The sequence below is a fragment of the Streptomyces sp. NPDC050560 genome (genome assembly GCF_044457285.1).
In the GTDB taxonomy this organism is placed as follows: Bacteria; Actinomycetota; Actinomycetes; order Streptomycetales; family Streptomycetaceae; genus Streptomyces.
The window spans coordinates 1-26,973 of sequence record NZ_JBITGT010000004.1 but is presented as its reverse complement, the minus strand read 5'-3'; the positions used below and the strand labels follow the sequence as shown (position 1 = coordinate 26,973).

The 26,973-nt window shown below is 73.4% G+C and carries 19 protein-coding genes; 8 read left to right on the top strand and 11 right to left on the bottom strand.

Going from position 1 to position 26,973, the window contains the following annotated elements:
• Nucleotides 1–41: 41 nt before the first annotated feature.
• From ACIBIW_RS10155 to ACIBIW_RS10145, 3 genes are all read right to left on the bottom strand, one after another.
• Complete coding sequence (locus ACIBIW_RS10155; RefSeq protein WP_399334068.1) at nt 42–998, bottom strand: family 16 glycosylhydrolase; 957 nt, start codon at nt 996–998, stop codon at nt 42–44.
• A gap of 151 nt (nt 999–1,149) precedes the next feature.
• Nucleotides 1,150–3,126, bottom strand: a complete 1,977-nt coding sequence (locus ACIBIW_RS10150; protein ID WP_399334837.1) for a serine/threonine-protein kinase — start codon at nt 3,124–3,126, stop codon at nt 1,150–1,152.
• A gap of 186 nt (nt 3,127–3,312) precedes the next feature.
• On the bottom strand, nt 3,313–3,513 hold the full coding sequence (locus ACIBIW_RS10145) for a hypothetical protein (RefSeq protein WP_399334066.1): 201 nt from the start codon (nt 3,511–3,513) through the stop codon (nt 3,313–3,315).
• A 217-nt stretch (nt 3,514–3,730) separates the two neighbouring features.
• On the opposite strand from ACIBIW_RS10145, the gene ACIBIW_RS10140 reads away from it, so the two are divergent.
• A complete protein-coding gene (locus ACIBIW_RS10140; RefSeq protein WP_399334064.1) occupies nt 3,731–4,861 on the top strand; it encodes a glutathione-independent formaldehyde dehydrogenase in 1,131 nt (376 codons plus the stop codon).
• Nucleotides 4,862–4,909: 48 nt separating this feature from the next.
• On the opposite strand, the gene ACIBIW_RS10135 is transcribed toward ACIBIW_RS10140, so the two are convergent.
• From ACIBIW_RS10135 to ACIBIW_RS10125, 3 genes are all read right to left on the bottom strand, one after another.
• Entirely contained in the window at nt 4,910–5,602 is a 693-nt protein-coding gene (locus tag ACIBIW_RS10135) for a GAF and ANTAR domain-containing protein (protein ID WP_399334062.1), read from the bottom strand.
• A 154-nt stretch (nt 5,603–5,756) separates the two neighbouring features.
• Nucleotides 5,757–6,113, bottom strand: coding sequence for an STAS domain-containing protein (locus ACIBIW_RS10130; protein WP_399334060.1), 357 nt, complete (start codon nt 6,111–6,113; stop codon nt 5,757–5,759).
• Entirely contained in the window at nt 6,110–7,396 is a 1,287-nt protein-coding gene (locus ACIBIW_RS10125; RefSeq protein WP_399334835.1) for a PP2C family protein-serine/threonine phosphatase, read from the bottom strand. The genes ACIBIW_RS10130 and ACIBIW_RS10125 overlap by 4 nt, the downstream gene beginning before the upstream one ends.
• A gap of 395 nt (nt 7,397–7,791) precedes the next feature.
• On the opposite strand from ACIBIW_RS10125, the gene ACIBIW_RS10120 reads away from it, so the two are divergent.
• The gene (locus ACIBIW_RS10120) at nt 7,792–8,355 is read left to right on the top strand and encodes a dihydrofolate reductase family protein (protein WP_399334058.1); all 564 of its coding nucleotides are present in this window, start codon (nt 7,792–7,794) and stop codon (nt 8,353–8,355) included.
• 175 nt (nt 8,356–8,530) lie between these two features.
• On the opposite strand, the gene ACIBIW_RS10115 is transcribed toward ACIBIW_RS10120, so the two are convergent.
• Nucleotides 8,531–11,911 (bottom strand): glycosyl hydrolase, encoded by a 3,381-nt coding sequence (locus ACIBIW_RS10115; RefSeq protein ID WP_399334056.1) that lies wholly within the window; start codon nt 11,909–11,911, stop codon nt 8,531–8,533.
• A gap of 348 nt (nt 11,912–12,259) precedes the next feature.
• Here ACIBIW_RS10115 and ACIBIW_RS10110 point away from each other — a divergent pair, with 348 nt between their 5' ends.
• Complete coding sequence (locus tag ACIBIW_RS10110; RefSeq protein ID WP_399334054.1) at nt 12,260–12,604, top strand: hypothetical protein; 345 nt, start codon at nt 12,260–12,262, stop codon at nt 12,602–12,604.
• An 18-nt stretch (nt 12,605–12,622) separates the two neighbouring features.
• Here the strand turns inward: ACIBIW_RS10110 and ACIBIW_RS10105 are convergent, their stop codons facing one another.
• The gene (locus ACIBIW_RS10105; RefSeq protein ID WP_399334052.1) at nt 12,623–13,195 is read right to left on the bottom strand and encodes a hypothetical protein; all 573 of its coding nucleotides are present in this window, start codon (nt 13,193–13,195) and stop codon (nt 12,623–12,625) included.
• Between the two features lie 237 nt (nt 13,196–13,432).
• Here ACIBIW_RS10105 and ACIBIW_RS10100 point away from each other — a divergent pair, with 237 nt between their 5' ends.
• From ACIBIW_RS10100 to ACIBIW_RS10085, 4 genes are all read left to right on the top strand, one after another.
• On the top strand, nt 13,433–15,787 hold the full coding sequence (locus tag ACIBIW_RS10100; protein ID WP_399334050.1) for a germacradienol/geosmin synthase: 2,355 nt from the start codon (nt 13,433–13,435) through the stop codon (nt 15,785–15,787).
• A gap of 142 nt (nt 15,788–15,929) precedes the next feature.
• On the top strand, nt 15,930–17,054 hold the full coding sequence (locus ACIBIW_RS10095) for a M24 family metallopeptidase (RefSeq protein ID WP_399334048.1): 1,125 nt from the start codon (nt 15,930–15,932) through the stop codon (nt 17,052–17,054).
• Nucleotides 17,055–17,092: 38 nt separating this feature from the next.
• Nucleotides 17,093–18,052 carry a phosphotransferase gene (locus tag ACIBIW_RS10090; protein ID WP_399334046.1) on the top strand — a complete coding sequence of 320 codons (960 nt, stop codon included), beginning with the start codon at nt 17,093–17,095 and terminating at the stop codon, nt 18,050–18,052.
• A gap of 362 nt (nt 18,053–18,414) precedes the next feature.
• Complete coding sequence (locus ACIBIW_RS10085) at nt 18,415–19,587, top strand: hypothetical protein (protein ID WP_399334044.1); 1,173 nt, start codon at nt 18,415–18,417, stop codon at nt 19,585–19,587.
• 76 nt (nt 19,588–19,663) lie between these two features.
• Here ACIBIW_RS10085 and treZ read toward each other — a convergent pair whose 3' ends face one another.
• On the bottom strand, nt 19,664–21,415 hold the full coding sequence (gene treZ / locus ACIBIW_RS10080) for a malto-oligosyltrehalose trehalohydrolase (RefSeq protein WP_399334042.1): 1,752 nt from the start codon (nt 21,413–21,415) through the stop codon (nt 19,664–19,666).
• A gap of 154 nt (nt 21,416–21,569) precedes the next feature.
• Here treZ and ACIBIW_RS10075 point away from each other — a divergent pair, with 154 nt between their 5' ends.
• Complete coding sequence (locus tag ACIBIW_RS10075; RefSeq protein ID WP_399334040.1) at nt 21,570–22,118, top strand: FHA domain-containing protein; 549 nt, start codon at nt 21,570–21,572, stop codon at nt 22,116–22,118.
• Between the two features lie 17 nt (nt 22,119–22,135).
• Here ACIBIW_RS10075 and treY read toward each other — a convergent pair whose 3' ends face one another.
• Both treY and glgX read right to left on the bottom strand, forming a co-directional pair.
• Complete coding sequence (treY, locus tag ACIBIW_RS10070; RefSeq protein WP_399334833.1) at nt 22,136–24,580, bottom strand: malto-oligosyltrehalose synthase; 2,445 nt, start codon at nt 24,578–24,580, stop codon at nt 22,136–22,138.
• Between the two features lie 96 nt (nt 24,581–24,676).
• Nucleotides 24,677–26,803, bottom strand: a complete 2,127-nt coding sequence (gene glgX / locus ACIBIW_RS10065; protein WP_399334038.1) for a glycogen debranching protein GlgX — start codon at nt 26,801–26,803, stop codon at nt 24,677–24,679.
• Nucleotides 26,804–26,973: the final 170 nt, after the last annotated feature.

The window sequence follows — 26,973 nt, the reverse complement described above, 5'->3', positions numbered from 1 at the left end:
CGGCAGGGGCTGCCCCAAGGGGCACCACCGCCGTCCTGTTCTCACTCGGACGCGTACGTGCGGACCCAGTCGACCTCGAACCTGGCCGGGCGTACGCCGCTGGTGCCGGTGAAGTTGTCGAGCTGGATGCAGAGGTTGCCCTCGGGCATGGCCTGGATGTCACCGCGGTCCTCGTCGGCGCCGTCCGCCAGGTGGAAGTACTGCTTGCCGTCCACATAGCCGGTCAGTCCGTCCGGGGACCAGTCGAAGGCGAAGTTGTGCCACTTCGTCATGTCCACCGAGCAGTCCTCGACGTGCTTCTTCTCGTCGCCGGGGCTGTCCGGGTAGTGCAGCCACGCGCCGAGGCACGCGGAGTCGGGGTCGGTGTACTCGACCCAGTCGTACTCGCCGTCCGCAAGGCGGTCGTCCGAGGTCGGCCAGATCAGGTGCAGCGGGTGGTAGGTCGCGCCGTCGTCCCCGGTGTTGGACGAGCGCGAACGGATCTCCCAGCGGCCGTAGTGGGCGTCACGCTTCTGCCGCAGCCATCCGGTGTCGCCGTTCTCGTCGCCTGTCATGGTGAGGACGCCGTCGTCGACGACGCTGTTCTTCGCGCACCGGCGGCCGTGATCGGAGTGGCCCGGCCAGCAGCCTTCCGTACCGCCCTCGTCACCCGAGGGGGTGGACCACTTGCCGGGGTCGACGGGGCCGTCGTCATCGAACTCGTCGGACACCGGCAGCGGGTCGCCCCAGCCGTACTTCTGGGCAGCCTGCGTCCCGTCGCCCTCCTCGCCCGTGGGCAGCGTCAGCTTCCAGTCGTCGAGATCGAGGACGTCGGCCGGGTTCTTCGCGGCGGCACGGCCGCCACTGCCCGTGGTGCCGGGCCCGGTGACGGTCCCGGCACCGTCGGCCCGCGCGAGCGCCGGTGCCGCCAGTGCCACCACCGTGACGAGCGCGGACGCCGCCAGTGTCGACCGGACGCGTCTGCTCCCCGCCATACGGATCACACGGGTACGCCGCACAGCGTTCCCCTCCCTGTTCGGGTGTCTCCCCGCCGTGCCCGGCCCTTGCGCGGCGCGCACGTGTCACCGGAGCCGTGGGGCTGGTCCGCGCGAACCCTAGGGGCAGGGCCGGGGGAGGGGTCCCGCGTGGCGTCGGGCGAGCGGCGGCGGGTCAGTGCCCGCCGTTAACCTGCACCTGTCCGACGGCCGCGTCGCCGAGGTCCCACCGGTTCAGCAGCCGCTGGTAGGTGCCGTCCTTCATCAGCGCCTTCAGCGCCGCGACCACGGCATCCCGCAACTCCCGCTGGCCGCCGGGAACGGCGATGCCCCGCAGCCCCCTGGCGTCCTTGACGAGGCTGGCCGTCAGCTCGGCCTCCGGCGACTCGTACGTGGTCAGGGCCGCCAGCGGATACTGCAAGACCGCCACCTCGGCCTCGCCCCTCCGGATCGCGTCGACCATCTCCTCGCGGTGGTCGGCGGGCAGGAAGTGGAGCGGATGCCGGCAGCGGGCCTCGTCGCGGATGTCGTTCTGAAGCTCCGGGTCGTCGTAGGTGACGATCGCCTTGCCGCACACCTCGGACAGGAACTCGTGCCGTGTGTCGCCGACGAGGCCGAAACCGCTGCGGACGGTGTCGACCATGTCCACGCCCCACCCCTTCCGGTGCTCCGGGGTGTCCGCGAGATCGCTCACCGCGAGGTGGGCCTCGACCGTGCGGCCCTTCTCGACGGCGGCAGGGGCGATGTCCTCGTCGTCCAGCTCCCGGGTGAAGCGGACGGGCACGCCGAGCCGCTTCCCCATCTCCTTCATCAGATCCACCTCGAACCCGACCGGGGTGCCGTCCTCCACATACATCAACGCCCCCTTGTCGTCGGCGACATGGACGGTGAGCCCGCCCGCGTCGCGCACCGCCCGCGGCACGGCGTGGCCCAGCGGCGCCCCCGCCGAACCGGCCGTCCCGCCCCTGCCCTCCGGCGGCGGGCCCGTCTCCCCGGCCCGCACCACCAGCCATCCCCCCACCGCAAGCGCGAGCACCGCGGACACCGCCCCCAGGAGATGGCGATTGCGGCGTCGCCCGCTCCACACGGTCCAGGCCGCGCGTGCCGCCCCCGCCCGCGAGGAGTCACGCGGCCCCGCAGCCGCGCCGAGGACCGGCTCGTCCCGCGGCGACAGCGCACCGGCGGGCTCCGCGGGCCCGGCCCCCGGCGGGACGTACGTGGTCTGGTTGCGCCGCGCGGCCGCCCTGTCGCGGCTCCGCCCCTCGTCCCGTAACAGTGCCGCCACGTCCCGCCCGAGACGGGCCGTCAGCTTCGGCGGCAGCCAGCGGTCGGTGCCCGCCCCCGCCTGCGCCAGCGGCAGCACCTCTGCCAGCTCCGGCCGCCCCTCCGGCTCCTTCGCCAGACACCGCACCACCAGGTCCCGCAGTGCCCCCCGCAGCGCCCCCTCCTCGGGGCCGAGCCGGGGCGGGTGGTTCATCACCCGGTACAGCACGGTGTGGAGCGGCGCGTCGTCCCAGGAGAACGGCGAGAGACCGGTCGCCGCGTACGCCAGCACCGCGCCCAGCGCGAACACGTCCACCGCGCCCGTCAGCCGCTCCCCGCTGATCTGCTCGGGCGCCATGTAGCCGGGCGTGCCGAGCAGGGTCCCGGTGCGGGTGAGCCGCGTACTGGCGTCCACCGCTCGCGCGATACCGAAGTCGATGACCCTCGGGCCCTCGGGCGACACCATCACATTCGACGGCTTCAGATCGCGGTGGATCAGCCCGGCACCGTGAATCCCCGTCAGCGCCTGCCCGAGCCCGTGCGCCAGCGCCCACACCGACCGCTCGGCCAGCGGCCCGTGCAGGGAGTCCACCACCGTCTGCAGCGGCGCCCCTGCCACATAGGTGAGGGCGACCCACGGCACCGCCGACTCGGTGTCGCAGTCCAGCACCGGCGCGGTCCATACGCCGCCTACACGCCGCGCCGCCCGGACCTCCGCGCGAAACCGCTGCCGGAACTGGGCGTCCACGGCCAGGTCCTCGCGTACGACCTTGACCGCCACCATCCGCCCGTCCCGCGCACGCCCCAGGAACACCTGGCCCATGCCGCCCGTACCCAGCCGCCCCAGCAGCTCGTACGCGCCGACGGTGGGCGGGTCCCCCGCCCGCATAGGCTCCACAGTCAACTCCCCCGGCCTTCGTCGGTCTTCCTACGACACCGCGCCCGCCGCCGCTGTCGAACGGCCGGCGCGGGTCCATCATGGCCGCAAGAAGTCCGCTGCGACACCGGCGGCTTCACCGGGGGGCGTGCATGGTGCCGTGCTCGACGCCCTTCGAGCGGAACGCCCCGCCGGGCTTCAGCGGGCGCACCGCGGCGCCCTGGAGGACGCTTCGGCCGGTGTCGAAGCGTGAGCCGTGGCAGGGGCACTCCCACAGACACCGGCGATGCCGCCACCGACGACGACGGCGTCCACCTCGGTGCTCTCCCGCAGCGGCGGACGCGCGGGGACGGTCTCCTCCAGCCAGTGGGACACCGGCCTGCCGGGCAGTGAAGCCATCACCTCTCCCTCTCGCTCGCGGTTCCTCACGGGGTCTGACCGGGCCCGGCGCTGTCGTACGGGAGTCGTCGTACAGCGGGAGCGCAGAGGGCGGTCATCGGGACGGGGCGGTGTGTCAGGGGGCCGCGAGGGGGGACTCGCGGCTGTGTCGGCGCGGCGGGACAGACCGTGTCGTCGTGAGCCACGAAGGCCGTAGGCCACCGAGTGGGAGGCAGCAATGAAGGCGCTGGTGTACAAGGGCCCGAAGGACGTCGCGGTCGAGGAGGTACGGGACGCCAGGGTCGAGAGGCCGACCGACGCCCTGGTGAGGATCACGTCCACCAATATCTGCGGCTCCGACCTGCACATGTACGAGGGCCGCACCCCCATGGAGACCGGTCGTGTCCTCGGGCACGAGAACCTGGGCGAGGTCGTCGAGACCGGCTCCGGTGTGGACCGGGTCCGGGTGGGCGACCGTGTGTGCCTGCCCTTCAACATCGGGTGCGGCTTCTGCGAGAACTGCGAGCGCGGACGCACGGGCTTCTGTCTGACGGTGGACTCCGACACCCCCGGGGGCGCCTACGGGTTCGCGGCCATGGGCAGCTACGCGGGAGGCCAGGCCGAGTACCTGAGGGTGCCGTGGGCGGACTTCAACTGCCTCGTCCTTCCCGAGGACGCGCAGGAGAAGGAGAACGACTATGTGATGCTGGCGGACATCTTCCCCACCGGCTACCACGCCACCGAACTGGCCGACGTCTCCCCGGGGGAGACCGTGGTGGTGTACGGCGCGGGCCCCGTAGGTCTGATGGCGGCGTACTCGGCCACCCTGCGCGGGGCGAGCCGGACCATCGTCGTGGACCGGCTCCCCGACCGGCTGCGGCTGGCCGAGAAGGCGGGCGCCGTGGCCGTCGACGACTCGCGCGGCGACCACGTGGAGCAGATCCTCGACCTGACCGACGGCGGGGCCGACAAGGGCTGTGAATGCGTCGGATACCAGGCCCACGACCCCGAGGGGAACGAGAGGCCGGAGCGGACGATGAACGACCTGGTCGCCTCCGTCAAAGCGACCGGGGCCATCGGCGTCGTCGGCGTCTTCCTGCCGCAGGACGAGGGCGCGCCGAACTCGTTGACGCAGGAGGGCAAACTCCCCTTCGACTTCGGCCAGTTCTGGTTCAAGGGGCAGCGCATCGGCACCGGCCAGGCCAACGTGAAGGCGTACAACCGGCGCCTCGCGCAGCTCATCCGGCACGACAGGGCGAAGCCCTCGTTCATCGTGTCCCACGAACTGCCCCTGGACGAGGCGGCCGAGGCGTACCGCAACTTCGACGACCGTGTCGACGGCTGGACGAAGGTCGTCCTCAAGCCCTGAGGCTGCCGTGAGCCGTCCGGCACACGCCGAATCCCGCGCGGTCGCGGGTCAGCGTTCGAAGGAGCCGGTCTGGCAGATGCGCAGCGCGATGTCGCGCAGTTTCTCGTTGCGCTCCTGGGAGAGGCGGCGCATGGCGTCGAAGGCCTCCTCCTCCGAGATGTGGTGGCGCTCCATGACGATGCCCATGGCCTGGCCGATGGTGTGGCGGCTCTCGATGCCCTGGCGGAACTGGTCGGTGTGCCGGGCCCCGGCGACGCCGACCGCCGCGTGCGAGGCGAGCGACCAGCCCGCGATCTCGCTGTCCTCGTCGAAGACCGCGGGTGACTTCGAGTAGAGGTTCAGCGCCCCCAGGTTCCTCTCCTGCTCCGTGTAGAGGAGGAACCCCATCATGCTGCCGATCCCGAGGTCGCGTGCGGCGGGGACGTACCGTCTCCACCGGTCCTGCGGGGCGTTGAAGTCCTCGACGCGGAACACCCGGTGGCCGGCGGCGGGCCGGGTGTCGATGCAGGGGCCCTCGCCGTAGGTCTCCTGGAGCCTGTCAGAGGAGGTGGCGAGGGGGTTGGTGGCGGCGAGGGTGCGCACGGCGCCGTTGCGCACGACCATCACCCCGGCCGCGTCGCAGCCGTCGATGATCTCGACCGCGGAGGTGGTGACGCGTTGCAGCGTGCTGTCGACGGACTCCTGCGCCATGAGGTCCCGGGCGAGTGCGGCCATCCGCACCGCGAAATCCTGCCAGTCCATCGTGCTCCCCTCCGCGGAGGCAGATCCGCCTCCGTGCCCTACCCTCCACCCTGCCATGCTCTCCGTCCAGGGAGTGGCCACCGGCTTTTCCGCCGCGAGGCATGGGCTTGGCCTGGGTTTGGGCAGGCGGCTCGCGCGCAGGGTCCTGCCGGTGTCAGCCGTCGGCGGCCGGATGGGCCGCGAGTGCTTCGGCGCGGCTGCTGTGGACGGCGAGGACCTGCTCCGCGCCGGTCAGGGCGAGCAGCCGGCTCACGGCCGGGGGAGGGGCGGCGAGGACGAGCTGGCCACCGGCTTCCAGCGCCCGGCGGCGCAGCCGGAGCAGGGCGTTGTAGCCGGAGGAGTCGCAGAAGGTGGTCCGCGACAAGTCCATGATCAGCAGCGGGTGGTCGGCGAGGAGGCCGCTCGCCTGGCGGTAGAGGTCGCCCGCGGTCTGCATGTCGAGGGCGCCCGTGAGGGCCACCACGGCACGCGGGCCCCGGGTCTCGGCGGGGTCGAGGGTGAGTTCGCTCATGGCCGGGTGCTCCGCTCCTCGCTGGAGAAGATGGGCGTGCCGTCGCCCGGCAGCGCGGTGGCGTGGGGGTCGGGGACGCCCGCGAGGGCCGCGGCGCGGGTGCTGGGGGCGGGCGAGGGGCCCAGCCACTCGCACAGCAGGATGGTGGCGTCGTCCTGGAGGTGCCCGTCGTGGTGGTCGAGGATGGTCCTCGTGAGGCGGCGCAGGGTCTCCGGGACGGGCAGCCGGTCGGCGTGGCGGCGTACGAGGAAGTCGAGGAAGCGCTCAAGACCGAACACGGTGTCCTCGCTGTTGCGGGCCTCGGTGATCCCGTCGGTGTAGAACACGACACGGTCGCCCGGCTCCAACTGCTCCGTACAGGCGGGGTGTTCGATGCCGAGGCCGGTGCCCATCGGGTGCATGGGCTTGCAGGTGAGGTGGGTGCTCCAGCGTGAGCCGCGGATCACCAGCGGCGGGGGATGCCCGCGGTTGACCCAGGTCAGCTCGCCGGTGCGGGTGTCGAGGCTGGAGAGGATGCCGGTGGCGTAGCGCCGGTAGTCGTACTGCTCGATCAGGGCTTCCTCCACGGCCTCGCCCGCCTCCAGCAGGCTCGCGCCCTGCCGCCGGGCGTTGCGGCAGGCGCCCAGGGCGAGGTGCGCGGTCAGGCCCGCGGCGGTGTCGTGCCCCATCGCGTCGAAGATCGACAGATGGATCAGCGGCCCGTCGGTGCCGTAGTCGAAGGCGTCGCCGCTGACCTGGTAGGCGGGCTCCGTCGAGGCGGCGATCACCACCCGGCCGTCCGCGTAGCTGCGCGGGTTGGTCAACTGCCACTGCATCTCGGCCGCCACGTTCATCGGCCTGCTGCGCGTCAGCCGGGCCAGGCTGTCGCTGCCGTGGGTCTTGCTGACGATCACCACCGCGAGCAGGGCCGCCAGCCGGTCCGCGTCCTCGCGCGCCCTGGCGTCGTCGTGCGCGGAGCAGAGCCGCAGCAGCCCGAGACGTGCGGTGCCGTCGACCAGCGGCACCCACCAGTGGTAGCCGTCGGCGTCGGGGGCCTTCGCGTCCACGATGTGCCCGTACTGGAAGGCACGGCCGGGCGCGGTGGAGTCGACGGGGATCTCCTCCTGCTCCCGCCGGGGGTGCCGCCCGTCGTCGCCCGGCATCAGCCGCAGGGTGAGGCCTTGGAGGTCGGCCAGGTAGATGTCCGCCTCGCAGAAGCCCGCGTGAGCGGCGCTCTCGGCGGCCTGCACCGGCAGGTACTCCAGGGGCATGATGTGGCTGGCGGCGAGCAGGTCGCCCAGCATCCGCCGCCCGCCGCCGTCCCGCCCCGGGTCGCTCACTCCGCGCTCACCCCTCCCGCACCCTCCGCACAGCGCCCACGCCCGCAGCCCGGCCGACGGCGGCGCCCTCGCGACGTGCCCCCGGCGCCCTCGCCGGGACGGCCGCGCGGCCCGCGCGGGTCACCGGTGGTGGCGCGAGTCGGCGCCACCCCGCTCCCCTCCCGGCCTCCGGGCCGGGGCACTGCCACGATCTCCATCTGCGGGGCCTTCGCGTAGAGGGGCGGCCGACGTGCGCAGCCGCGCCGACCGAGTACCCATGACGGCCCACCTCAACCTGTCGCCCCGATCGGGTACGCGGCGATGAGTTCTGCCGTGTCCGGCGGTCGTACGGGCGGACCCGTCGCCGAGGAGGACTTCTGATGCGCAGCGTGACCTATTCGATGAACGTCTCACTCGACGGCTACGTCGTCGGCCCCGACGGCGGCTTCGACTGGTCGGTGCCCGACGAGGAGGTCTTCCGCCTCGCCACCGACGAGGTGCGGGAGACCGGCGTCCATCTGCTGGGACGACGGCTGTACGAGACGATGCTGTACTGGGAGACCGCCGAGCAGGACCCGGCGCTCGACTTCCCGACGCGCGAGTTCGCCGCGCTCTGGAAGCGGCTCCCCAAGGTGGTGTTCTCCACCACGCTGTCCGCGGTACGGGGCAATGCACGCCTGGCCTCCGGCGGCCCCGCGGAGGAGATCGAGCGGTTGCGGGCCGAGCCGGGGGACGGCGACATCGCGATCGGCGGCGCGACGCTGGCCGCCGCGGCGGCCGCGGCGGGTCTGATCGACGAGTACCGGCTCAGGGTCTGCCCTGTACTGGTCGGCGGCGGCACCCCGTTCTTCCCCCGGCACGAGCGCCGGGTGGATCTCGAACTCGTCAGGACCCGCACCTTCAGCTCGGGAGTCGTCCACCTCCACTACCGCGTGACGCGCTAGCCGGCCCTCCGCAGGGCACCGCAAAGGGCAAGTCAAACGATTGATTCACCAAAGGAGACCGACCGGGCCCCACGCCGTCGGTACGGGGTTGGTGCCGCCGCTCGCAAATGGCTTCACCAACCCCGCGGTCGGGGCGGTCGGCGCGAGGGGAAGGAGTGCTGCCCGCCCCCGTCGGTCACCCGCGGTGGCCCGGGGGTGTCACCACCGCGACCGTGTAGGTCTCCAGGGAGACGTCGCCTTGCAGGCCGTACGACGCCACGGCGCCCTCGACGGTGTCGGCGTCGGGCAGGTCGGGGTAGCCCAGGGCCCTCATCTGGTTGCGCAGCGAGCTGGACACCTCGATCTGGAGCGTATTGACGCCTGCCTTCAGGGCGAAGCTCACGTCGACGCGTCCTGCGACGAAGTCGTAGCCGGGGATCTTCTTCCCGTTGACCCGTACCTGGGCCAGGGCGCCGCCCGTGGAGCCGATGTGCAGCCGGCCGCCGTTCGCGGCGTTCCACGTCCTGGGCAGCCGGAACGTGGTGCTGTACGTGCCGACCCCCGACACCGACGCGGGGTCCTGGGCCGTGAATGTCATGTCCTTCCACGGGACGAGCGGGGTCGTGCCCACGTCGATGTCGGACTTCTGCGTCGTGTAGGAGACCTCTTTGGTGGTGTAGCCGTCGCGCGCCTCGGTCAGGGTCACCTTGTCCCCCGGTGTCCAACTGGTGAGCACCAGCTTCCACCGCGCGTCGGTGAGGTGGACGTCGGCCGGTACGGAGACCTTCTTCGTCACGGTGGAGCCGTCGGCCAGCCTGGCGGTGTAGCGGCCCGAGTCGGTGGCGAGGATGGCCGCGCCCTGCGCGGTCACGACGCCCCGGGGCGCGTCGGTGCCGCGCAGGGGCGCCGCGGCCCCGTTCTTCAGGTCGATGGCGATCACCGTGGTCTCCCCGGGCGCCAGCGTCACGTCGAACGAGGTCCGGCCGCGGGAGGTCCTGTACACGGCGAGCGGTTCGACGCGGCCCGACCATGTGCCGATGCGGTAGGGCCTGCCGACCGCGTCCACACTGAGGGACGCCGTGGCGGTCCCGGCGTCGATCGGTGTGTTGTTGTAGTCGCCGCGCTTCTCCCTGTAGTTGTACGCCCACAGGTACACGGTGTCGTGGGTCCTGCGCAGGGTCGTCAGGATGGTCTGGTTGGGTTCCGCGTACTCGGCCCGCGGCCGCACCCCGAGTTTCCGCAGCGCGTCGTACACCCCGGTTTTGCCGTAGTAGTACTTCTTCTCGTAGTCCGCGTCCGCCGGGTCGGGGTCGGTCGGGCTCTGCGGGACGTCCGCGTCGACCAGTCTGACGTTCGGAAGCTTCGCCATCCGCGCCATCACCTTCGCCAGCTCGGCGTCGGTTCCCTCGTTGCCGAGGGTGTGCACTGCCGCCTTGGCGTTGAGGTAGTTCCTGGTCGCGCCGAGGGTCTCGGTCAAGCCGTTGACGATGACGACGGGCAGCCCGCGACGGGCGAGCCCGTAGACCGCCGCCGCGCTCCTCAACCGGATGGAATCCTGGTAGATGACGACCGCCCGGTACCCCACGTTCTCGGGGATCAGCCCTTCGGTCCTGCTGTAACGGACACCGCGCCCCTCCAGGATCTCGGGCGCGAAGTAGTCGTAGGTGTACCCGTTGTCCTGGAGTTCCAGGTCCTTGAAGTACGCGGCCTTGCCGTGCCGCATGTTGTCGATCTCGGGCTGGCCGTTGTTGTAGGCGTAGTCGGTGCGCAGCACGGCCAGGTCGATCTGCGGCTTGCCCTGCTGGAGCACTGCCTGGGTGCGCGCGATCATCAGCATGTAGTCGGCGTACTGCGTGGACTCCGGCTGCCGCGGGCCCCACCGCTCCGAGAACCGCGAGTACATACCCTCGTGGCCCGGCCAGTACGTACCGTTCCAGGGGTCGGAAGGGTCGCTGGAGTCGGCACCCGAAATGCTCGCGTAGCCGTGGAACACCGTGTGGCTGATGCCGGAGGCGAACTGGGTGTTCATGATCTGCATGAACCGGTCCTGCGGCCAGGTGTAGTTCTCGCCGCTGATCGCCCCGGTCTCGCTGGAGTAACGCAGCCCGTATGTGTGGGCCGCGCCCGCCAGCGACCGGTGCGCGTCCAGTTGGTTCCCGTATTCGAGCGATTCCGTCTCCACGAAGTCCACCGCCTGGGCCGGCGTGGTGATCTCGTAGTTCACGCCGTAGGAGATCTCCGCCCGCAGCTTCATGTGCATCTCGTCGTGCAGATAGGCCCGCAGCGGCTTGAGGACGTTGTCGGTGTACATGTCGGTGATCGTCTCGAAGAAGTCGTTGCGCGCCTTGTTCACCGTCACCCGGTCGGAACCGGTGACAGGGAACGACGTGTCGCGCGCCCGGGAGCCGAGCCTGATGACATACGGCAGATACGGTTCGAGGCTGTACCCGCGGCGCTTGCGGAACTCGTCCATGAGCGTGGCGCCCCAGAACTCGCCGCCGTTGGAATTGCTGGTCGAGATCTCCAGGGAGTCCATGTAGTTCTCGCCGCGGCCGTTGTCGGCGATGGCCCGCTTCAGTTCGGGGTCGTCGAACACATGGTTCTTGTAGTAGTCGATGAAGGCGTTCATCCCGGCCGGGTCGATGTAGTTGATGGTCACGTTCCTCGTGGCCGAAGGCGTCGGCGACTGGCCGGTCGCCTGCATCCAGAACGCGTAGACGTCCCAGGTCCCCGTGCCCTCGGGCGGCGTCCAGCTCAGCGCGAAAGCGCGCTGGCCCGTGGGGTCCTTCATCGTCGCCTCGGTCACGGGGACGCCGTCGAGGGTGACCTCGCCGGTCAGCACGACCGACTTGCCGGTGTAGCTCATCGTGCCGGAGATCTCACCTGCGGAGGTGACGGAGCCGGTGTTGTCCGCTGCCCGCCGCATCGCGACCACCGAGACCAGGTCCTGCCGCACGGGTCCTTCCACCGTCATCGCGGACCGCTTCAGCGTGCCGCTGAACGCGGTGCCGCCGGTCGTGGTCCGAATGGCGTAGCCCAGCGCCTTGCCCGCGCCGTCGTCGTCGAACTTCAGGTTCTCGATGGGCAGGTTGGCGTTCGCCCAGTGGGTGCCGCTGGTCAGGGAGAAGCCCATGCCGTACTTGTTGGCCTCCTGGATGATGAGCTTCGTGTCGTGCCACCACTCGTCGGACCCCCAACTGTAGGTCTGCTGCGGCGTCCTGCCCGTGGTGTTCTCGACGAAGACCGTGTCGCTCAGGTCGCTGTCCACGTTGGGCTCGGGCATGCAGACGATCTCCACCGAGCCGATGCCCATGTCGTGCAGCGTCTTCATGTCGGCCTTGATGGTCGCGTCGGTGTGCAGCCCCTCGGCCAGCCACCACCTCGTGCCCGGCCGGTACTTGCCCTCCGGGTTGTCCAGGAGCGCGTGCTGCGCCCTGATGAACCTGTCGGCGACACTCGTCGACTCCGCCTCGGCGGAGCCGGCACCGGCCCAGCCCGAGAGCGCCGCCGCCATGCCGACACCGCCGCTGATCTTGAGGAGGTCTCTGCGGCCAAGGGCGGGCTTGCTGTCTTCCATCGGTCCTCCTGGGACGGGCGGGAAAGGGCCTCGCTTTGACGGACGGGTCCCCGGGCGCTGCCATGCAGGACAGCCGCCGACGGTGATCGCGTGTGCGTTGCGCAGGGGCCCGCGGGGCGACGCGCCCTGCCGGGGACGGCCTCGGGCACGGTCCATCGCCCTTCGCGGTCGAGCGGCCCGAAGGTTTTGGAACGTTTCAACGTTGCGCCGACTATCCTTTGCGCGGGCCCGAGCCGATGTCAACGCCCTCGACAGCAACAGGGCTTGATCAAGTTTCTTAAGAACGATTCAGGGCTGTCGGCGAGGCCCGCCGGGAGCCTCGTACCGCGTCGCATCACCCCGGGCGCCATGCGCGCCGTCGACCGGCCGACAGGTCCGCCGCGATGGTCTGCCGCACCGCGGCATGGTGCACGCTCGGCGCGGACCGGCGGGCGTGCGGCCTCCCCGCCTTCCGCGGGTGCCGCCCGCCCCCGGTCCGCGCCGCGGGCCAAGTGCGGTGGGTTCTCAGGTGAGTTCGGTGAAGGCGCGGGTCCGTTCCGTGAGGGCGCGTTCGCCGCCACCGCCCGCAAGGCACCCCCGGAGGCCGAACCGCTGCCGCTGCTCGCCGTCCCGTACCACGCCTGGGCCAATCGCCAGGACGGAGCGATGCGAGTGTGGATTCCCGCCCTGCGCCCGCAAGAGCAGGGGAGGTGACGACGCCGCCGGGCGGCGTCAGTTCTGCTCGTCGGTGGTGTCCGGTGCCGCGTCGGCCTCCCGCGCGTGTGTCACGTCCGGCCCCTGGGCGCGTACCCGCTCGACGTGTTCCAGGGAGTCGCGCAGCTCCGTGAGCCAGTCGTCGGTGTGCCGGCGTACCAGGCGCACGCACCAGGCGAGGGCGTCGCTGCGGCTGCGGGCGACGCCCGCGGCGACCAGGGTGTCGAGCACCCGCCGCTCCGGCTGCCGCAGCCGTGTCATCACCGGCGCGGCGACATGGGTGAAGAGGGCGCTGACGCCGTCGCACTCGGCGCCCCAGGAGACCTTCCGGCCGAAGCGCCGCTCGGCGTCCCTGGCGACCGCCATGCGCCGCTCCCTGGTGCGCTCGCGGAACTCCTGGAGGCGGCCCTCGGCGGCGGCCTGACGCTCGGCGGGCGAGGCCGACCCGGCGAGGTCGGGCGCGGGGATCCCGCCCACCACGGTGATCTCCTCGCGGTCGGCGGTCACCTCTGGAGCGCCCTCGAACAGATCGCCGGGCAGCCGCCCCGCGAACCAGCCCCGGATCTCGTCATCGTGCTCCTTTGTAATCATGTAATCAGCATTACTCGGCACCGAAGGCGGGGCAAGGAAGGGGAGATCGGGTCCGCCAGGGGCGAACGCGCAGGTGTCGGCGGCCGGGGCGGCGTGCGTGGACACCGGGTGGGGGAGCAGCCGGGGGCGAGTGCCCGAAGAGTCGCCCATGTGCAACCCCTGCCGCACAGTTCACGCGATGGTGTGATCAACTGGGGCATGGCGGATGGCCGCCGGGGGCGTGGGTAGGGCCGGGCCATGACCAAGCCGTTCGCACTCCCGCAGTTCTACATGCCGTATCCCGCCGGGCTGAATCCGCATGTCGAGGAGGCCAGGGCGCACACCCGCGAGTGGGCCGGGAGCATGGGCATGCTGGAGGGTTCCGGCGTCTGGGAAGCGGCCGACCTGGAGGCGCACGACTACGCCCTGCTGTGCGCCTACACCCACCCGGACTGCGACGGCCGGACGCTGTCGCTCATCACCGACTGGTACGTGTGGGTCTTCTTCTTCGACGACCACTTCCTGGAGACCTTCAAGCGCAGCCAGGACCGCGTCGGCGGCAAGGAGTACCTCGACCGGCTGCCGCTCTTCATGCCGATGGACGACGCAGCCCCCGTGCCCGAGCCGGTCAACCCGGTCGAGGCGGGCCTCGCCGACCTCTGGGCGCGCACCGTCCCCGCGATGTCCCAGGGCTGGCGCGAGCGCTTCGCACGCAGCACGGAGAACCTGCTCAACGAGTCCCTGTGGGAGCTGTCCAACATCAACGAGGGCCGGATCGCCAACCCGGTCGAGTACATCGAGATGCGCCGCAAGGTCGGCGGCGCCCCCTGGTCGGCGGGGCTCGTCGAGTACGCGACCTCGGAGGTCCCCGCGTCCGTGGCGTGCGAGCGGCCGCTGCGGGTGCTGATGGAGACGTTCTCCGACGGTGTCCACCTGCGCAACGACCTGTTCTCGTACCAGCGCGAGGTCGAGGACGAGGGCGAGCTGAGCAACGGCGTGCTCGTCCTGGAGACCTTCTTCGGCTGCTCCACCCAGGAGGCCGCCGAGATGGTCAACGACGTCCTCACCTCGCGCCTGCACCAGTTCGAGCACACGGCGCTCACCGAGGTCCCCGCCCTCTGCCTGGAGCAGGGCCTCACGCCCCCCGAGACCGCCGCCGTCGCCGCGTACACCAAGGGTCTGACGGACTGGCAGTCCGGCGGTCACGAGTGGCACCTGCGCTCCAGCCGGTACATGAACGAGGGCGCACTCGACGCCGACCCGCCCGGCGGCCCCGCGGGCCTCGGCACGGCGGGCGCCGACCCGGCGCGGCTGCTGCGGGCCGTCGGCGCGGAGCGGCTGCGCCGGCACACCCACGTGCCCTTCCAGCGGGTGGGGCCCTCCGTGCTGCCCGAGTTCGCGATGCCGTACCCGCTCCGCCTCAGCGGCCATCTGGAGGGCGCGAGGCACCGGCTGCGGGACTGGGCGCAGGGCATGGGCATCCTCGCCGAGGGCGTATGGGACGAGCACAAGCTGACGGCGTACGACCTGCCGCTGTGCTCCGCGGGCATCCACCCCGACGCCGCCGCCGACGCTCTCGACCTCACCTCGGCCTGGCTCGCCTGGGGCACCTACGGCGACGACTACTACCCGCTCGTCTTCGGCCACCGCCGCGACGTGGCCGCCGCGCGGCTCTGCTCCCGGCGCCTCTCGGCCTGTATGCCCCTGGAGGGCGAGGAGCCCCCTCCGCCACCGGCGAACGCGATGGAACGCGGCCTCGTCGACCTCTGGCTGCGCACCACCGCCCCCATGGACGAGGCGGCGCGGCGCACCATGAAGCACGCCGTCGACGTGATGACAGAGGCATGGGTGTGGGAGGTCGCCAACCAGGCGTGCCACCGCGTCCCCGACCCCGTCGACTACGTCGAGATGCGCCGCGCCACCTTCGGCTCCGAGCTGACCAAGAACCTCTGCCGCCTCGGCCACGGCCCCCACGTGCCCCCGGAGATCTACCGCTCGGGCCCCGTGCAGTCCCTGGAGAACGCCGCCATGGACTACGCGTGCATGCTCAACGACATCTTCTCGTACCAGAAGGAGATCGAGTACGAGGGCGAGATCCACAACGCCATCCTGGTGGTGCAGAACTTCTTCGGCTGCGACCTGCCGCGCGCGCGTGCCGTCGTCGCCGACCTCATGAACCAGCGGATGCGGCAGTTCCAGCATGTCGCGGCGCACGAGTTCCCGGTCCTCTACGAGGACTTCGGCCTCGACGACGAGGCACGCGCCACCCTGGACCGCTACGTCGGCCAGCTCCAGAACTGGATGTCCGGCATCCTCAACTGGCACCGCGGCTGCCGCCGCTACCGCGAGGCCGACCTCGCCCGCAATCTGACCCCGCGCGTGCGGCGCCCCGCGGGCAGCACCGCACTGCTGCCCCCGCCACCGGGCGCCGCCGACCTCACACCGCCCACCGCGGCACCGCCCGCCGCCACGGCACCGGAGCCCGCCGCCCCCGCGCCCGGCCCCGCGGCTCCCGCCGACCCGGCCGCCCCCGAGCCCCCCGCCCGCTTCACGCTCCCCGGGCCGCCCCCGGTGCCGTTCCCGGCGTCCCCGTCACCGGCCGCCGTCGGCTAGCCGGCCCGCGGCACGCACGTGCGCATGCCCGCCCCGCGGACCGGCGCCGGCCCCCACGGGGGTGCGGGGACCCGTCGGGGCGGGCAGGATGCTGCTCGTAGGGGCCGCCCACCGGTGGCCCGAGGGAGGTCTGGAGGCCCCGATGTCCACCGCGCCCGCGCCCTTCACGGCAGACGACTACCGGAACCGGATGGAGCGCGCCGCGCAGGCCGCCGCCGACGCGGGCCTCGCGGGGCTGCTCATCGCACCGGGGCCGGACATGGACTGGCTCACCGGCTACCGGCCGCCCGCCGACACCGAGCGCCTCACCCTGCTGGTGCTCGCCCCCGGCGCCCACCCGGAACTGGTGGTCCCCGCCCTGGAGGCGGGCGACGTGGAGCACGCCCCCGGCGGCCCCGCCCTGACCCTGCGCGACTGGCGCGACGAGCAGGACCCGTACGACGTCACCGCCCCCCTGATGGCGCCCGAGGGCCGCTACGGCATCAGCGACAACACCTGGGCCCTGCACCTGCTCGGTCTGCGCGGGCGGCTGCCCGGCACCTCCTACGCGGCCCTCTCCGACGTGCTGCCCATGCTGCGGGCCGTCAAGGACGCCGCGGAGCTCGGGCGCCTGGCCGCCGCGGGGGCCGCGGCCGACGCGGCGTACGCGGAGATCACGCGCGTGCGCTTCGAGGGCCGCGCCGAGCGCGAGGTCGCCGCCGACCTGGCCGCGCTGCTGCGCCAGTTCGGGCACTCCCAGGTCGACTTCACCGTCGTCGGCTCGGGCCCCAACGGCGCCGACCCGCACCACGAGGCGGGCGAGCGGGTCATCGAGCGCGGCGACACCGTCGTCCTCGACTTCGGCGGCCTCATGCACGGCTACGGCTCCGACATCTCCCGCACCGTCCACGTCGGCGAGCCCACCGCCGAGGAACAGCGGGTCCACGACGTGGTCCGGGAGGCGCAGCGCAGCGCCGTGGCCGCGGTACGCCCCGGCATCGCCTGCCAGGACGTGGACCGGGTGGCACGCGAGATCATCACGCGCGAGGGCTACGGCGAGCGGTTCATCCACAGGACCGGGCACGGCATCGGGGTCACCACCCACGAGCCGCCCTACATGGTCGAGGGCGAGCGGCAGCGCCTGGTCCCCGGCATGTGCTTCTCCGTGGAGCCGGGCGTCTACCTGCCGGGCCGCTTCGGCGTGCGCGTGGAGGACATCGTCACCGTCACCGAGGACGGGGCACGCACCTTCAACGACGCGCCCAGGGAGATGGCGATCGTCCACTGACCCCCAGGCCCCGTCCAGCCCGCGCCCCGGAACGAGCCATGCCACAGCCGCCAGGTGAAGACACCGCGCGCCGTCTCGCCCGCGCCGTGCTCGGCGCGGCCGGTACGGACGTCTACCCGGCGCACCCGGGGGCCACTACGGGCGCGGGCCACTTCACCTGGTGGGCGGGCCGCGCCCACGTACTGCGCTGCGCACACGACGCGGACGCCTCGGCCCGCCTCGACCGCGAGCGCGCGGTACGCGACCTGGTGCGTCCGCACACCAGGGCCGCCGTCGCGTCGAGCGCGGGGCACGGCACCTGGGCCGCCGCTCTCGCCTACACCGTGGACACCCGGCTGCCCGGCGCCTTCGGCGACCGCGGCACGGTCTCGCCGGGCGGCGAGGCCGACCTCGCCGACCTGCTCGGCGGGCTGCGCGCGGTGCCCGCCGCGCAGGCGGCGATGCTCGGGCTCCCCGCGGCCCCGGCAAGGCCGCTGGAGCGGCTGCGCGCCAGCGCGGTGCGCGCGGCGCGGGCGCTCGCCGACGAGGGCGAGTTCGGGCCCGCCAGGTTCGCACCGCTCGGCGGCCGGGCGCTGGCCCAGCTCGCCGCGCCGCCCGGCGGCGTCCTGGTGCACCGCGCCCTCACAGGACGGCACCTCGGGCTCACCGGCGACGGGCGGCTCGGCGGGGTGCTGCACTGGGGCGACGCCGCTCTCGGCGACCCCGCGGAGGACATCGCGGGCCTGGCCGCCGCGCTCGGCGCCCCCGCCGCCGTACGGGCCGCGACCCTAGCCGGGTACGGCGCACGGCAGTGCCTGCGCGGGCTCTGGCTGGCCCGCTGCGACGCCGTGGTCCGCTTCGCCGCGGCGCTGCGCACGGCGGGCGCCGACGCCGCGGCGGGCGGCAAGGACGGCGCGCTGTCCGCGCTGCGCGAGGGGATGTGGCGGGCCTGGGAGCCCATCCTCCTCGAACGCCTCACCGGCGAGGACCCAGGGGACGCGGCCCCCGCGGCCCGCTGAACCACCGCGCGCCCGCCACACCATCGCGCAACACGCGCCCGTTCACCTGGAGTTGGCCGGGCCGTCACCGTCCGGGTGGACAACGAACCCCGCCCGCCACGGGTCTTGTGAGGCATAAGGGGCACGAAGGCCCGCGCGGGCGCCCCGCCGCACACCCACGCGCTCCGGCGCACCCGCGGCAGCCCGCGCCGACACGCACGGCCCGGACGCCGCTGTCCCACGCGCGGCTGCGGCCCGCGCGACAGGCCGCGACCCGGCAGCCGCGAAGCGGCGGGCCGCACGACTCGGCGGGCCGCACGACTCGGCGGGCCGCACGACTCGGCGGGCCGCACGGACCCGACAGGCCGTACAGGAGGGGAACCATGAGCACACGCACCAGACCGCAGGACCCCGCACGGAGGCCCGCGCGCGGCAGCGCCAGGGCCCGGGTGCTCGGCAGGGCGCTCGCCGCCACCGCCGCCCTGAGCGCCACCGCCCTCGCCGCCCCCGCCGCGCTCGCCGCCCCCGCCACGGGGCCCTGGCGGGTCTCCGAGGCCGGCACGCTGTCCACCACCGCGATCCTCAGCTCCGTGACCTCGGCGGGCCCGCACGCCGCCTGGGCCGTCGGACAGCAGGCGGGCCCCGGCTCCGCACCCGGCGGTGTGATCATGCGCTGGGACGGCGCGCGCTGGGCCCAGGACACCGCCCCCGGGCTGCCCGACGTCAGCTACTGGACCTCGGTCTCCGCCGCCGCGCCCGACGACGTGTGGGCGTACGGCTGGTCCACCACGGGCGGCGGCGAGAAGCTCGTCCACTTCGACGGCGTCCGCTGGCGCGAGCGGCACATGCCCGACCTGCCCGACGGCGCCGCCCATGGCTTCGCCCAGGTCACCGCGGTGCCCGGCCGGGTCTGGCTGGTCGGCGACCGGTGGAGCACCTCGTACGCGCACGGCGCCTGGCAGTTGGGCGACCTCGGCGATGCCGCGGACATCGAGGACGTCGACGCGGCCTCGCCCGGCGCCGCCTGGGCGGCTGGCTACTCCTGGACCGACGGCCGCCCCTCGCCGCTCGTCGCCCGCTGGGACGGCGCGCGCTGGCGCGAGGTGCCCGTGCCCGGCCACCCCGGCCTCATGCTCAGCTCGGTCTTCACACAGTCCGCGCACAGCGTCTACGCCGTCGGCCGCACCGGCGCCGGCACCCCGGAGGGCGGCGACGACACCACCGTGCTGCACTGGAACGGCCGCTCCTGGCGCGACGTCACGGGACCCGTCGCCGGGCTCTTCGCGGAGCGGGTCGCGGGCGACGGCAGGGGCGGCGTCTATGTGACGGGTGATCCCGCGGGCTGGGAGGGGCCGCCCGTCTTCTGGCACTACGACGGCGCCCGCTGGACCCGCGAGCAGGGCGCCACCGTCGCCTCGGGCCGGACCCAGTCGTACGCGGTGAACGACCTGGCGCCGGTCGGCCGCACCGGCCGGGTGTGGGCCGTCGGCAGCTATGAACTGCTGGTCGGCGAGCACACCTCCGCCACCTACGACCTGATAGAGACCAACGGCTGACGGAGCCACCGGCCGAGGGGCTCCACCGGCCGCCCCCCGGGCCCCGGCCCCGCCCCCGCGTGCGTACGGCCCCCGCTCAGCCCTGCGCCAGCACCACGCAGGACTCGGCGGGCAGCCGCAGCAGCCCGTCGGGGCCCGGCGCCGCGGTCCGCCCGGGGAGCCAGGCGGCGAGCACGCGCGCGGGGCGCCCGCCGAGCGGCACCTCGACCGGCGCGTCCGACAGGTTCGCCGCGATCCTGAGGTCGCCGCGCCGCACCGCGATCCAGCGCGCCTCCTCGTCGAAGGCGACCCCGACGGCGGCCAGCGCCGGGTCGAGCAGGTCGGGCTGGGCGCGGCGCAGCGCCAGCAGTTCGCGGTGCCAGTCGAGCAGGCGCGCGTACGGCTGCCGCGCGGGCTGCGACCAGTCGAGGCAGGAGCGGTCCCGGGTGGCGGGGTCCTGGGGGTCGGGGATGTCGCTCTCCGCCCAGCCGTGCTCCGCGAACTCCCGCCGCCGGCCCACCCGCACCGCCTCGGCGAGCCGCGGGTCGGTGTGATCGGTGAAGTACTGCCAGGGGGTGTCGGCGCCCCACTCCTCGCCCATGAACAGCATCGGTGTGAAGGGCGACGTCAGCACCAGCGCCGCGGCGCAGGCGAGCAGCCCGGGGGAGAGGGCGGCGGCGAGCCGGTCGCCGCGCGCGCGGTTGCCGATCTGGTCGTGCGTCTGCGCGTACGCGAGCAGCCGGTGCGCCGAGGTGCGGGTGCGGTCCAGCGGGCGGCCGTGGTGGCGGCCGCGGAACGACGAGTAGGTCCCGTCGTGGAAGAAGCCGCCGCGCAGCGTCTTGGCGAGCGCGGCGAGCGGGGCGCGCGCGAAGTCCGCGTAGTAGCCCTGGGACTCGCCCGTCAGCGCCGTGTGCAGGGCGTGGTGGAAGTCGTCGTTCCACTGCGCCGCCACCCCGAGGCCGTGCTCCGCGCGCGGGGTGATCACCCGCGGGTCCCCGAGGTCCGACTCGGCCACCAGGAACAGCGGCCTGCCCACCTCCTCGGCGAGCCCGTCCACGGCCGCAGACAGCTCTTCGAGGAACGGGTACGCGCGCGTGTCGGCCAGCGCGTGCACGGCGTCGAGGCGCAGCCCGTCGAGCCGGAAGTCGCGCAGCCAGGCGAGCGCGCTGCCGACGAAGTACGCGCGCACCTCGTCGGAGCCGGGACCGTCCAGGTTCACCGCCGCGCCCCAGGGCGTGCGGTGGGCCTCCGTGAAGTACGGGCCGAACGCGGGCAGATGGTTGCCCGAGGGGCCCAGGTGGTTGTGCACCACGTCGAGCACCACCCCGAGCCCGAGCCCGTGCGCCGTGTCCACGAAGCGGCACAGCGCCTCGGGGCCGCCGTACGGCTCGTGCACCGCCCAGGGCGCCACGCCGTCGTACCCCCAGCCGTGCCGCCCGGGAAACGGGCACAGCGGCATCAGCTCGACATGGCTGACCCCCAGCTCCGCCAGGTGCCCGAGGCGCCCGGCGGCCGCGTCCAGGGTGCCCTCGGGGGTGAACGTGCCCACGTGCAGCTCGTACAGCGCCGCGCCCGTCAGCCCGGCGCCCGCCCACGGGTGCCGCCACGGATACGCCCCTAGGTCGACCACCGCGCCGGGCTCCTCCGGCCCGTCCGGCAGGCGGCGCGCCCGGGGGTCGGGCAGCACGGGGCCGCCGTCGAGCACGAAGCCGTACCGGTCGCCGGGGCCCGCGGGCGCCTCGGCCGTCCACCAGCCCGCGCGCCCGGCGTCCCGCCCCATCGGCACCGTCGCGTCCCCGAGCCGGAGGCCGACCCGCTCGGACGACGGCGCCCACACCTCGAACTCCACGCCGGCTCCCCTCGTCTCACGTCGCCGCCCACGCGGCCACCTCCCACTCCTGCCCCGTTTCCCGCCCAGTCTGCCCCGCGGGTCCGACAGCCGGGCCCAGGGCCGCGCCCCGATTTCTGGACAGCCCCGGTCCGCCTGACCGACAATCACGTCTGTGACGTCGCCCTTCGAACAGAATCCCGTCCCCCTGCGGATGTCCGACGCCGAGCGGGAGGAAACGCTCGTCGTCCTGCGCGACGGCGTCGCCCAGGGCAAGCTCTCGTACGACACGTTCATGCGCCGTATGGAACTCGCGCTCGCCGCCCGCAGGGCCGACGAGCTTGCCGCGCTCACCGCCGACCTGCGCACCGAGCGCGGCCTGTCGCGCGCGTTCTTCGGCGCCGTCGAGGCCGTGTCGGGCTTCCGCGAGCGGCTGCGCAGGGCGTGGCGGGCCGAGCGGCTGCCGAAGCTGCTGCTGCCCGCCCAGGGCGTGACGGCGCCGCTGCGCATAGGCCGCGACCCGCGCAACGGCCTGCGGCTCAGCCACGCCACGGTCTCCCTCATGCACGCGGAGCTGACCTGGCAGGGCGGCATGTGGGTGCTGCGCGACCTCGGCTCGACCAACGGCACCACGGTCAACGGGCGCCGGGTCGCGAGCGCCGCCGTGGTGCGCGTCGGGGACCAGGTCACCTTCGGCGAGATGGAGTTCAGGCTCACCGAGTAGCGCGCGCGGCGCGCGTGTCAGCCCGTGCGCTCCAGCAGCACCGCGGGCGCGCCCGCGAACAGGTCGTCAGCCGCCGTACGCCCCTCGTGCTCCGTCCCCCGCGGCCCGGTGTCGCGCCACACGCCCGGCGGGAGCACGAGCGCGGTGCCGCGCCAGCCGCCCGCCCGCGCGAGCCGCAGGGGCAGCCTCACCACCGCCGTCAGCGCGGCGTCCGCGCGCGTGAACGCCAGCAGATGGGCGGCCGCGGGCCCCTCGGCGTGCCGCGGCGTGTACCCGCCCCGCTCACCGAACGCCTCGGGGCGGCGCGCCCGCAGCCCCAGCGCCGCCAGTGTCAGCGCCGCCTTCTCGCCGTCGAGCCCCGCGCCGTCCGCCGCGAGCGCGCGCAGCGCTTCCGCGTCGAAGGCGGCCGGGGCCCGGTTGTCGGGGTCCACCAGGGCCCGGTATACGCGCTCGGTGCCCTGGTACAGCTCCGGCACCCCCGGCATCGTCAGGTGCAGTAGGGCCGCGGCCAGTACGCGCGCGCGTACCGGCTCCCGCAGCTCGCGCGCGAACGCGGCGAGCGGGCCCGCGGCGGCGTCCTGTGCGGCCGCCGCGAACGCCGTCACCGCCTCCTCGTACCCGGCGTCGGGCTCGGTCCAGGTGGTCCGCAGACCGGCCTCCCGCACCTGCTTCAGCAGCGCGTCGACGAGCCGCCGCGGCTCCACGGGCCCGATGCCCACCGCGGTCTGCCAGGCGGCCCACGCGGTCGCGCCGTCCGGCGCCGGGGCGCCCGACGCGGCCGCCGTCACCTCGTCGAGCAGCGCCGCCCACCGCTCGGGGCACTCGGCGAGCACCGCGATCGCGGCGCGCACGTCGGCGCTGCGCTTGGTGTCGTGCGTGGACAGCACCGTGCCGGTCCCGGGCCAGTCGCGCTGCACGCGCGCGCAGTACGCGTGGAAGTCCCGGGGTTCGAGCGCGGGCCGCCCCGGCTCGCCGCCGACCTCCGTCGCGGACAGCAGTGCCGGGTACCGGTAGAAGGCGCTGTCCTCCACCGACTTGGCCCGCAGCGCCGACGCGACCTGCGCGAACCGCGCCCGCAGCTCCCGCACCCCCGCGCCCGCCCCGTCGGCCTCATCCACGCCGCCCGCCACGGCCCCGGCACCCGCCCCGTCGCCACCGGCCAGCAGCCCCCGCACCGCGCGGACCGCCGCCGCCTCCTCGGGCACCTCGAAGGCCGCCTCCGCCTCCTCCACCGTGCGCCAGGGCAGCAGCAGGGCCGCGTCCTCGGCGCCGTACGGCCGGTAGACCGGCAGCCGCACCAGCAGTTCGCCGAGCGCCCGGCGCAGCGCCCACGGCGCGTGGTCGCGCAGGCCGGGGTCCAGGGCGCAGACCCGCGCGCACACGCGCGTGAGACGGTCCATCTCGGCCGCCAGGTCATGGGTGACGACCCGGTACGCGGCCCGGCGCACCGTCGCCGCCCAGTCGCCGCCGAGGTCAGGCGCGGGCGCGGCGAACGCCCGGTAGCCGCGGGCGAGTTCCGCGGCGCCCGCCCCGTCGGTCAGGACGCCGTCCACGTGCCGCAGCGCGTCATAGCCCGTGGTCCCCGCGACCGGCCAGGACGCGGGCAGCCGCTCCCCGTCCGCGAGGACCTTCTCCACCACCGTCCAGGCGCCCCCCGTGGCCTTGTGCAGCCGCTCCAGATAGCCGCCGGGGTCGGCGAGCCCGTCGGGGTGGTCCACCCGCAGGCCGTCCACCACGCCCTCGCGCAGCAGCCCGAGCACCGTGGCGTGGGTGGCGTCGAACACCTCGGGGTCCTCCACCCTGAGGCCGATCAGCTCGGAGATGGTGAAGAACCTGCGGTAGTTCAGCTCCGTACGCGCAAGGCGCCACCAGCACAGCCGGTAGTGCTGGGCGTCGAGCAGCGCGGGCGGCGGCAGGTCCTCGGTGCCCGGCCGCAGCGGGAACTCCTGCCCGCCCAGGTGAAGGACCCCGTCCTCGACGCGCAGCGCGGCGAGTTCGCGGCCGAGCGGGGCCCCGAGCACCGGCAGCAGCAGCCGCCCGCCGCCCGCCTCCCAGTCGACGTCGAACCAGCGCGCGTACGCGGAGTCCCTGCCGTGGCGCAGCACGTCGCGCAGCGCGGCGTTGTGCCGGGGGGAGGCCGCCATGTGGTTGGGCACGATGTCCACGACGAGCCCGAGCCCGTGCTCGCGCGCGGTGCGCGCGAGCCGCCGCAGCCCCTCCTCGCCGCCCAGTTCGCCCCGCACGCGCGCGTGGTCGACGACGTCGTACCCGTGCGTGGAGCCGGGGACCGCCTCCAGGATCGGCGACAGGTGCAGATGGGAGACGCCGAGGAGGGCGAGGTGCGGCACGGCGGACTCGGCCGCGGCGAACGGGAAGCCGGGCTGGAGCTGCAACCGGTAGGTGGCGCGGACCGGCACGGCCCCCGCGCGCGGCGCGGCACCCGCGCCCCCGGGGCCCTCGATGTCGCGCTCGGACGGATTCGGCACCACCGGGCTCCTTGTCGTCGTCGGGACCGTACGCGCGCGTGCGGCCGGTCCTGGCCCCACGCGCGCGTGGGGCTAGGCCGGGCGCTGGAGGACCGCCAGGGTCCTGTCCCTGAGGGTGATCCGGTCGCCCGCCTTCACCCGGGCGCCCTCGCCGTGCGGCACGCCGTCCTCCCGCGCCGTGTCCACGATGACCTGCCACTGCTTGCCGTGGTTGACCGGGACGGCGAAGTCCATCGGCTCGGGGAACGCGTTGAACATCAGCAGGAACGAGTCGTCCTGGATGCGCTCGCCGCGCGGTCCCGGCTCCGAGATCGCGTTGCCGTTGAGGAACACCGTCAGCGCCCGCGCCTGCGCCTCGCTCCAGTCCCGCTGCGTCATCTCCTCGCCCGCGGGCGTGAACCAGGCGATGTCGGTCAGCTCGTCCCGGGTGCCCCGCACCTGCCGGCCGTGGAAGAAGCGCCGCCTGCGGAACACCGGGTGGTCACGGCGCAGCCACACCATCGCGCGTGTGAACGCCAGCCTGCGCGCCGCGACACCGCTCTCGTCGCCCGCGCCGTCCCAGTGCACCCACGTCAGCTCGCCGTCCTGGCAGTACGCGTTGTTGTTGCCCCGCTGGGTGCGGCCGAACTCGTCGCCGTGGCTGAGCATCGGCACGCCCTGCGACAGCATCAGGGTGGCGACGAAGTTGCGCATCTGGCGCTCCCGCAGCGCCAGCACCTCGGGGTCGTCCGTGTCGCCCTCGGCGCCGCAGTTCCAGGAGCGGTTGTGGCTCTCGCCGTCGCGGTTGTCCTCGCCGTTGGCCTCGTTGTGCTTGTCGTTGTAGCCGACCAGGTCGTGCAGCGTGAAACCGTCGTGGCACGTGACGAAGTTGATCGAGGCGAGCGGGCGGCGCCCGTCGTCCTGGTACAGGTCGGACGAGCCCGTCAGCCGGGACGCGAACTCCGCGAGCGTTTGGGGCTCGCCGCGCCACATGTCGCGCACCGTGTCCCGGTACTTGCCGTTCCACTCCGTCCACATCGGCGGGAAGTTGCCCACCTGGTAGCCGCCCTCGCCCACGTCCCAGGGCTCCGCGATCAGCTTCACCTGGGAGACCACCGGGTCCTGCTGCACCAGGTCGAAGAACGACGACAGCCGGTCCACCTCGTGGAACTGCCGCGCCAGGGTCGCCGCGAGGTCGAAGCGGAAGCCGTCCACGTGCATCTCGGTGACCCAGTACCGCAGCGAGTCCATGATGAGCTGGAGCACGTGCGGGGAGCGCATCAGCAGCGAGTTCCCGGTGCCCGTGGTGTCCATGTAGTAGCGCGGGTCGTCCGTCAGCCGGTAGTAGGAGGCGTTGTCAAGACCCCGGAACGACAGCGTCGGACCCAGGTGGTTGCCCTCCGCCGTGTGGTTGTAGACCACGTCGAGGATGACCTCGATGCCCGCCTCGTGCAGCGCCCGCACCGCCGACTTGAACTCCAGCACCTGCTGCCCCCGGTCGCCCCAGGACGCGTACTTGTTGTGCGGCGCGAAGAAGCCGATCGTGTTGTAGCCCCAGTAGTTGTTCAGGCCCATGTCGACGAGCCGGTGGTCGTTGACGAACTGGTGCACCGGCATCAGTTCGAGCGCCGTCACGCCCAGCTCCGTCAGGTGCTCAAGGATCGCCGGGTGCGCCAGCGCCGCGTACGTGCCGCGCAGCTCATCGGGCAGCGCCGGGTGCAGCATCGTCAGGCCCTTCACATGGGCCTCGTAGATCACCGTGCGGTGGTACTCGGTGCGCGGCGGGCGGTCGTCGCCCCAGTCGAAGTATGGGTTGACCACCACGGACGCCATCGTGTGCGGGGCAGAGTCCAGGTCGTTGCGCTGCTCGGGCGAGCCGAACGGGTACCCGTACACCTCCTCGCCCCAGGAGATCTGCCCGCTGACCGCGCGCGCGTACGGGTCGAGGAGCAGCTTCGACGAGTTGAACCGCAGCCCGCGCTCGGGCTCGTACGGGCCGTGCGCACGGAAGCCGTAGCGCTGCCCCGGCATCACCCCCGGGAGGTAGACATGCCGCGAGAACGCGTCGGACTCCCGCAGCTCGACGGCGGTCTCGGAACCGTCGTCGTGCAGCAGACACAGCTCGACGCGCTCCGCGGCTTCCGAGAAGACCGCGAAGTTCGTTCCGGCGCCGTCGTACGTCGCGCCGAAGGGGTACGCCTGTCCAGGCCAGTCCTGCATGGATACGACTCTTCCACTCCCGGCCCTGGTCTGGGGGCCATTGTGCGCCGAGTCTCCACGAAAGTGGCGACAGCTCCTAGGGCGTGTCCGCAAAGTTGTGGCGTCGTTGGTCTGTTCGTGGTGCGTCGTCATGAGGTGACCGATGAATCGTGGGCGGTGATCGAGCCGTT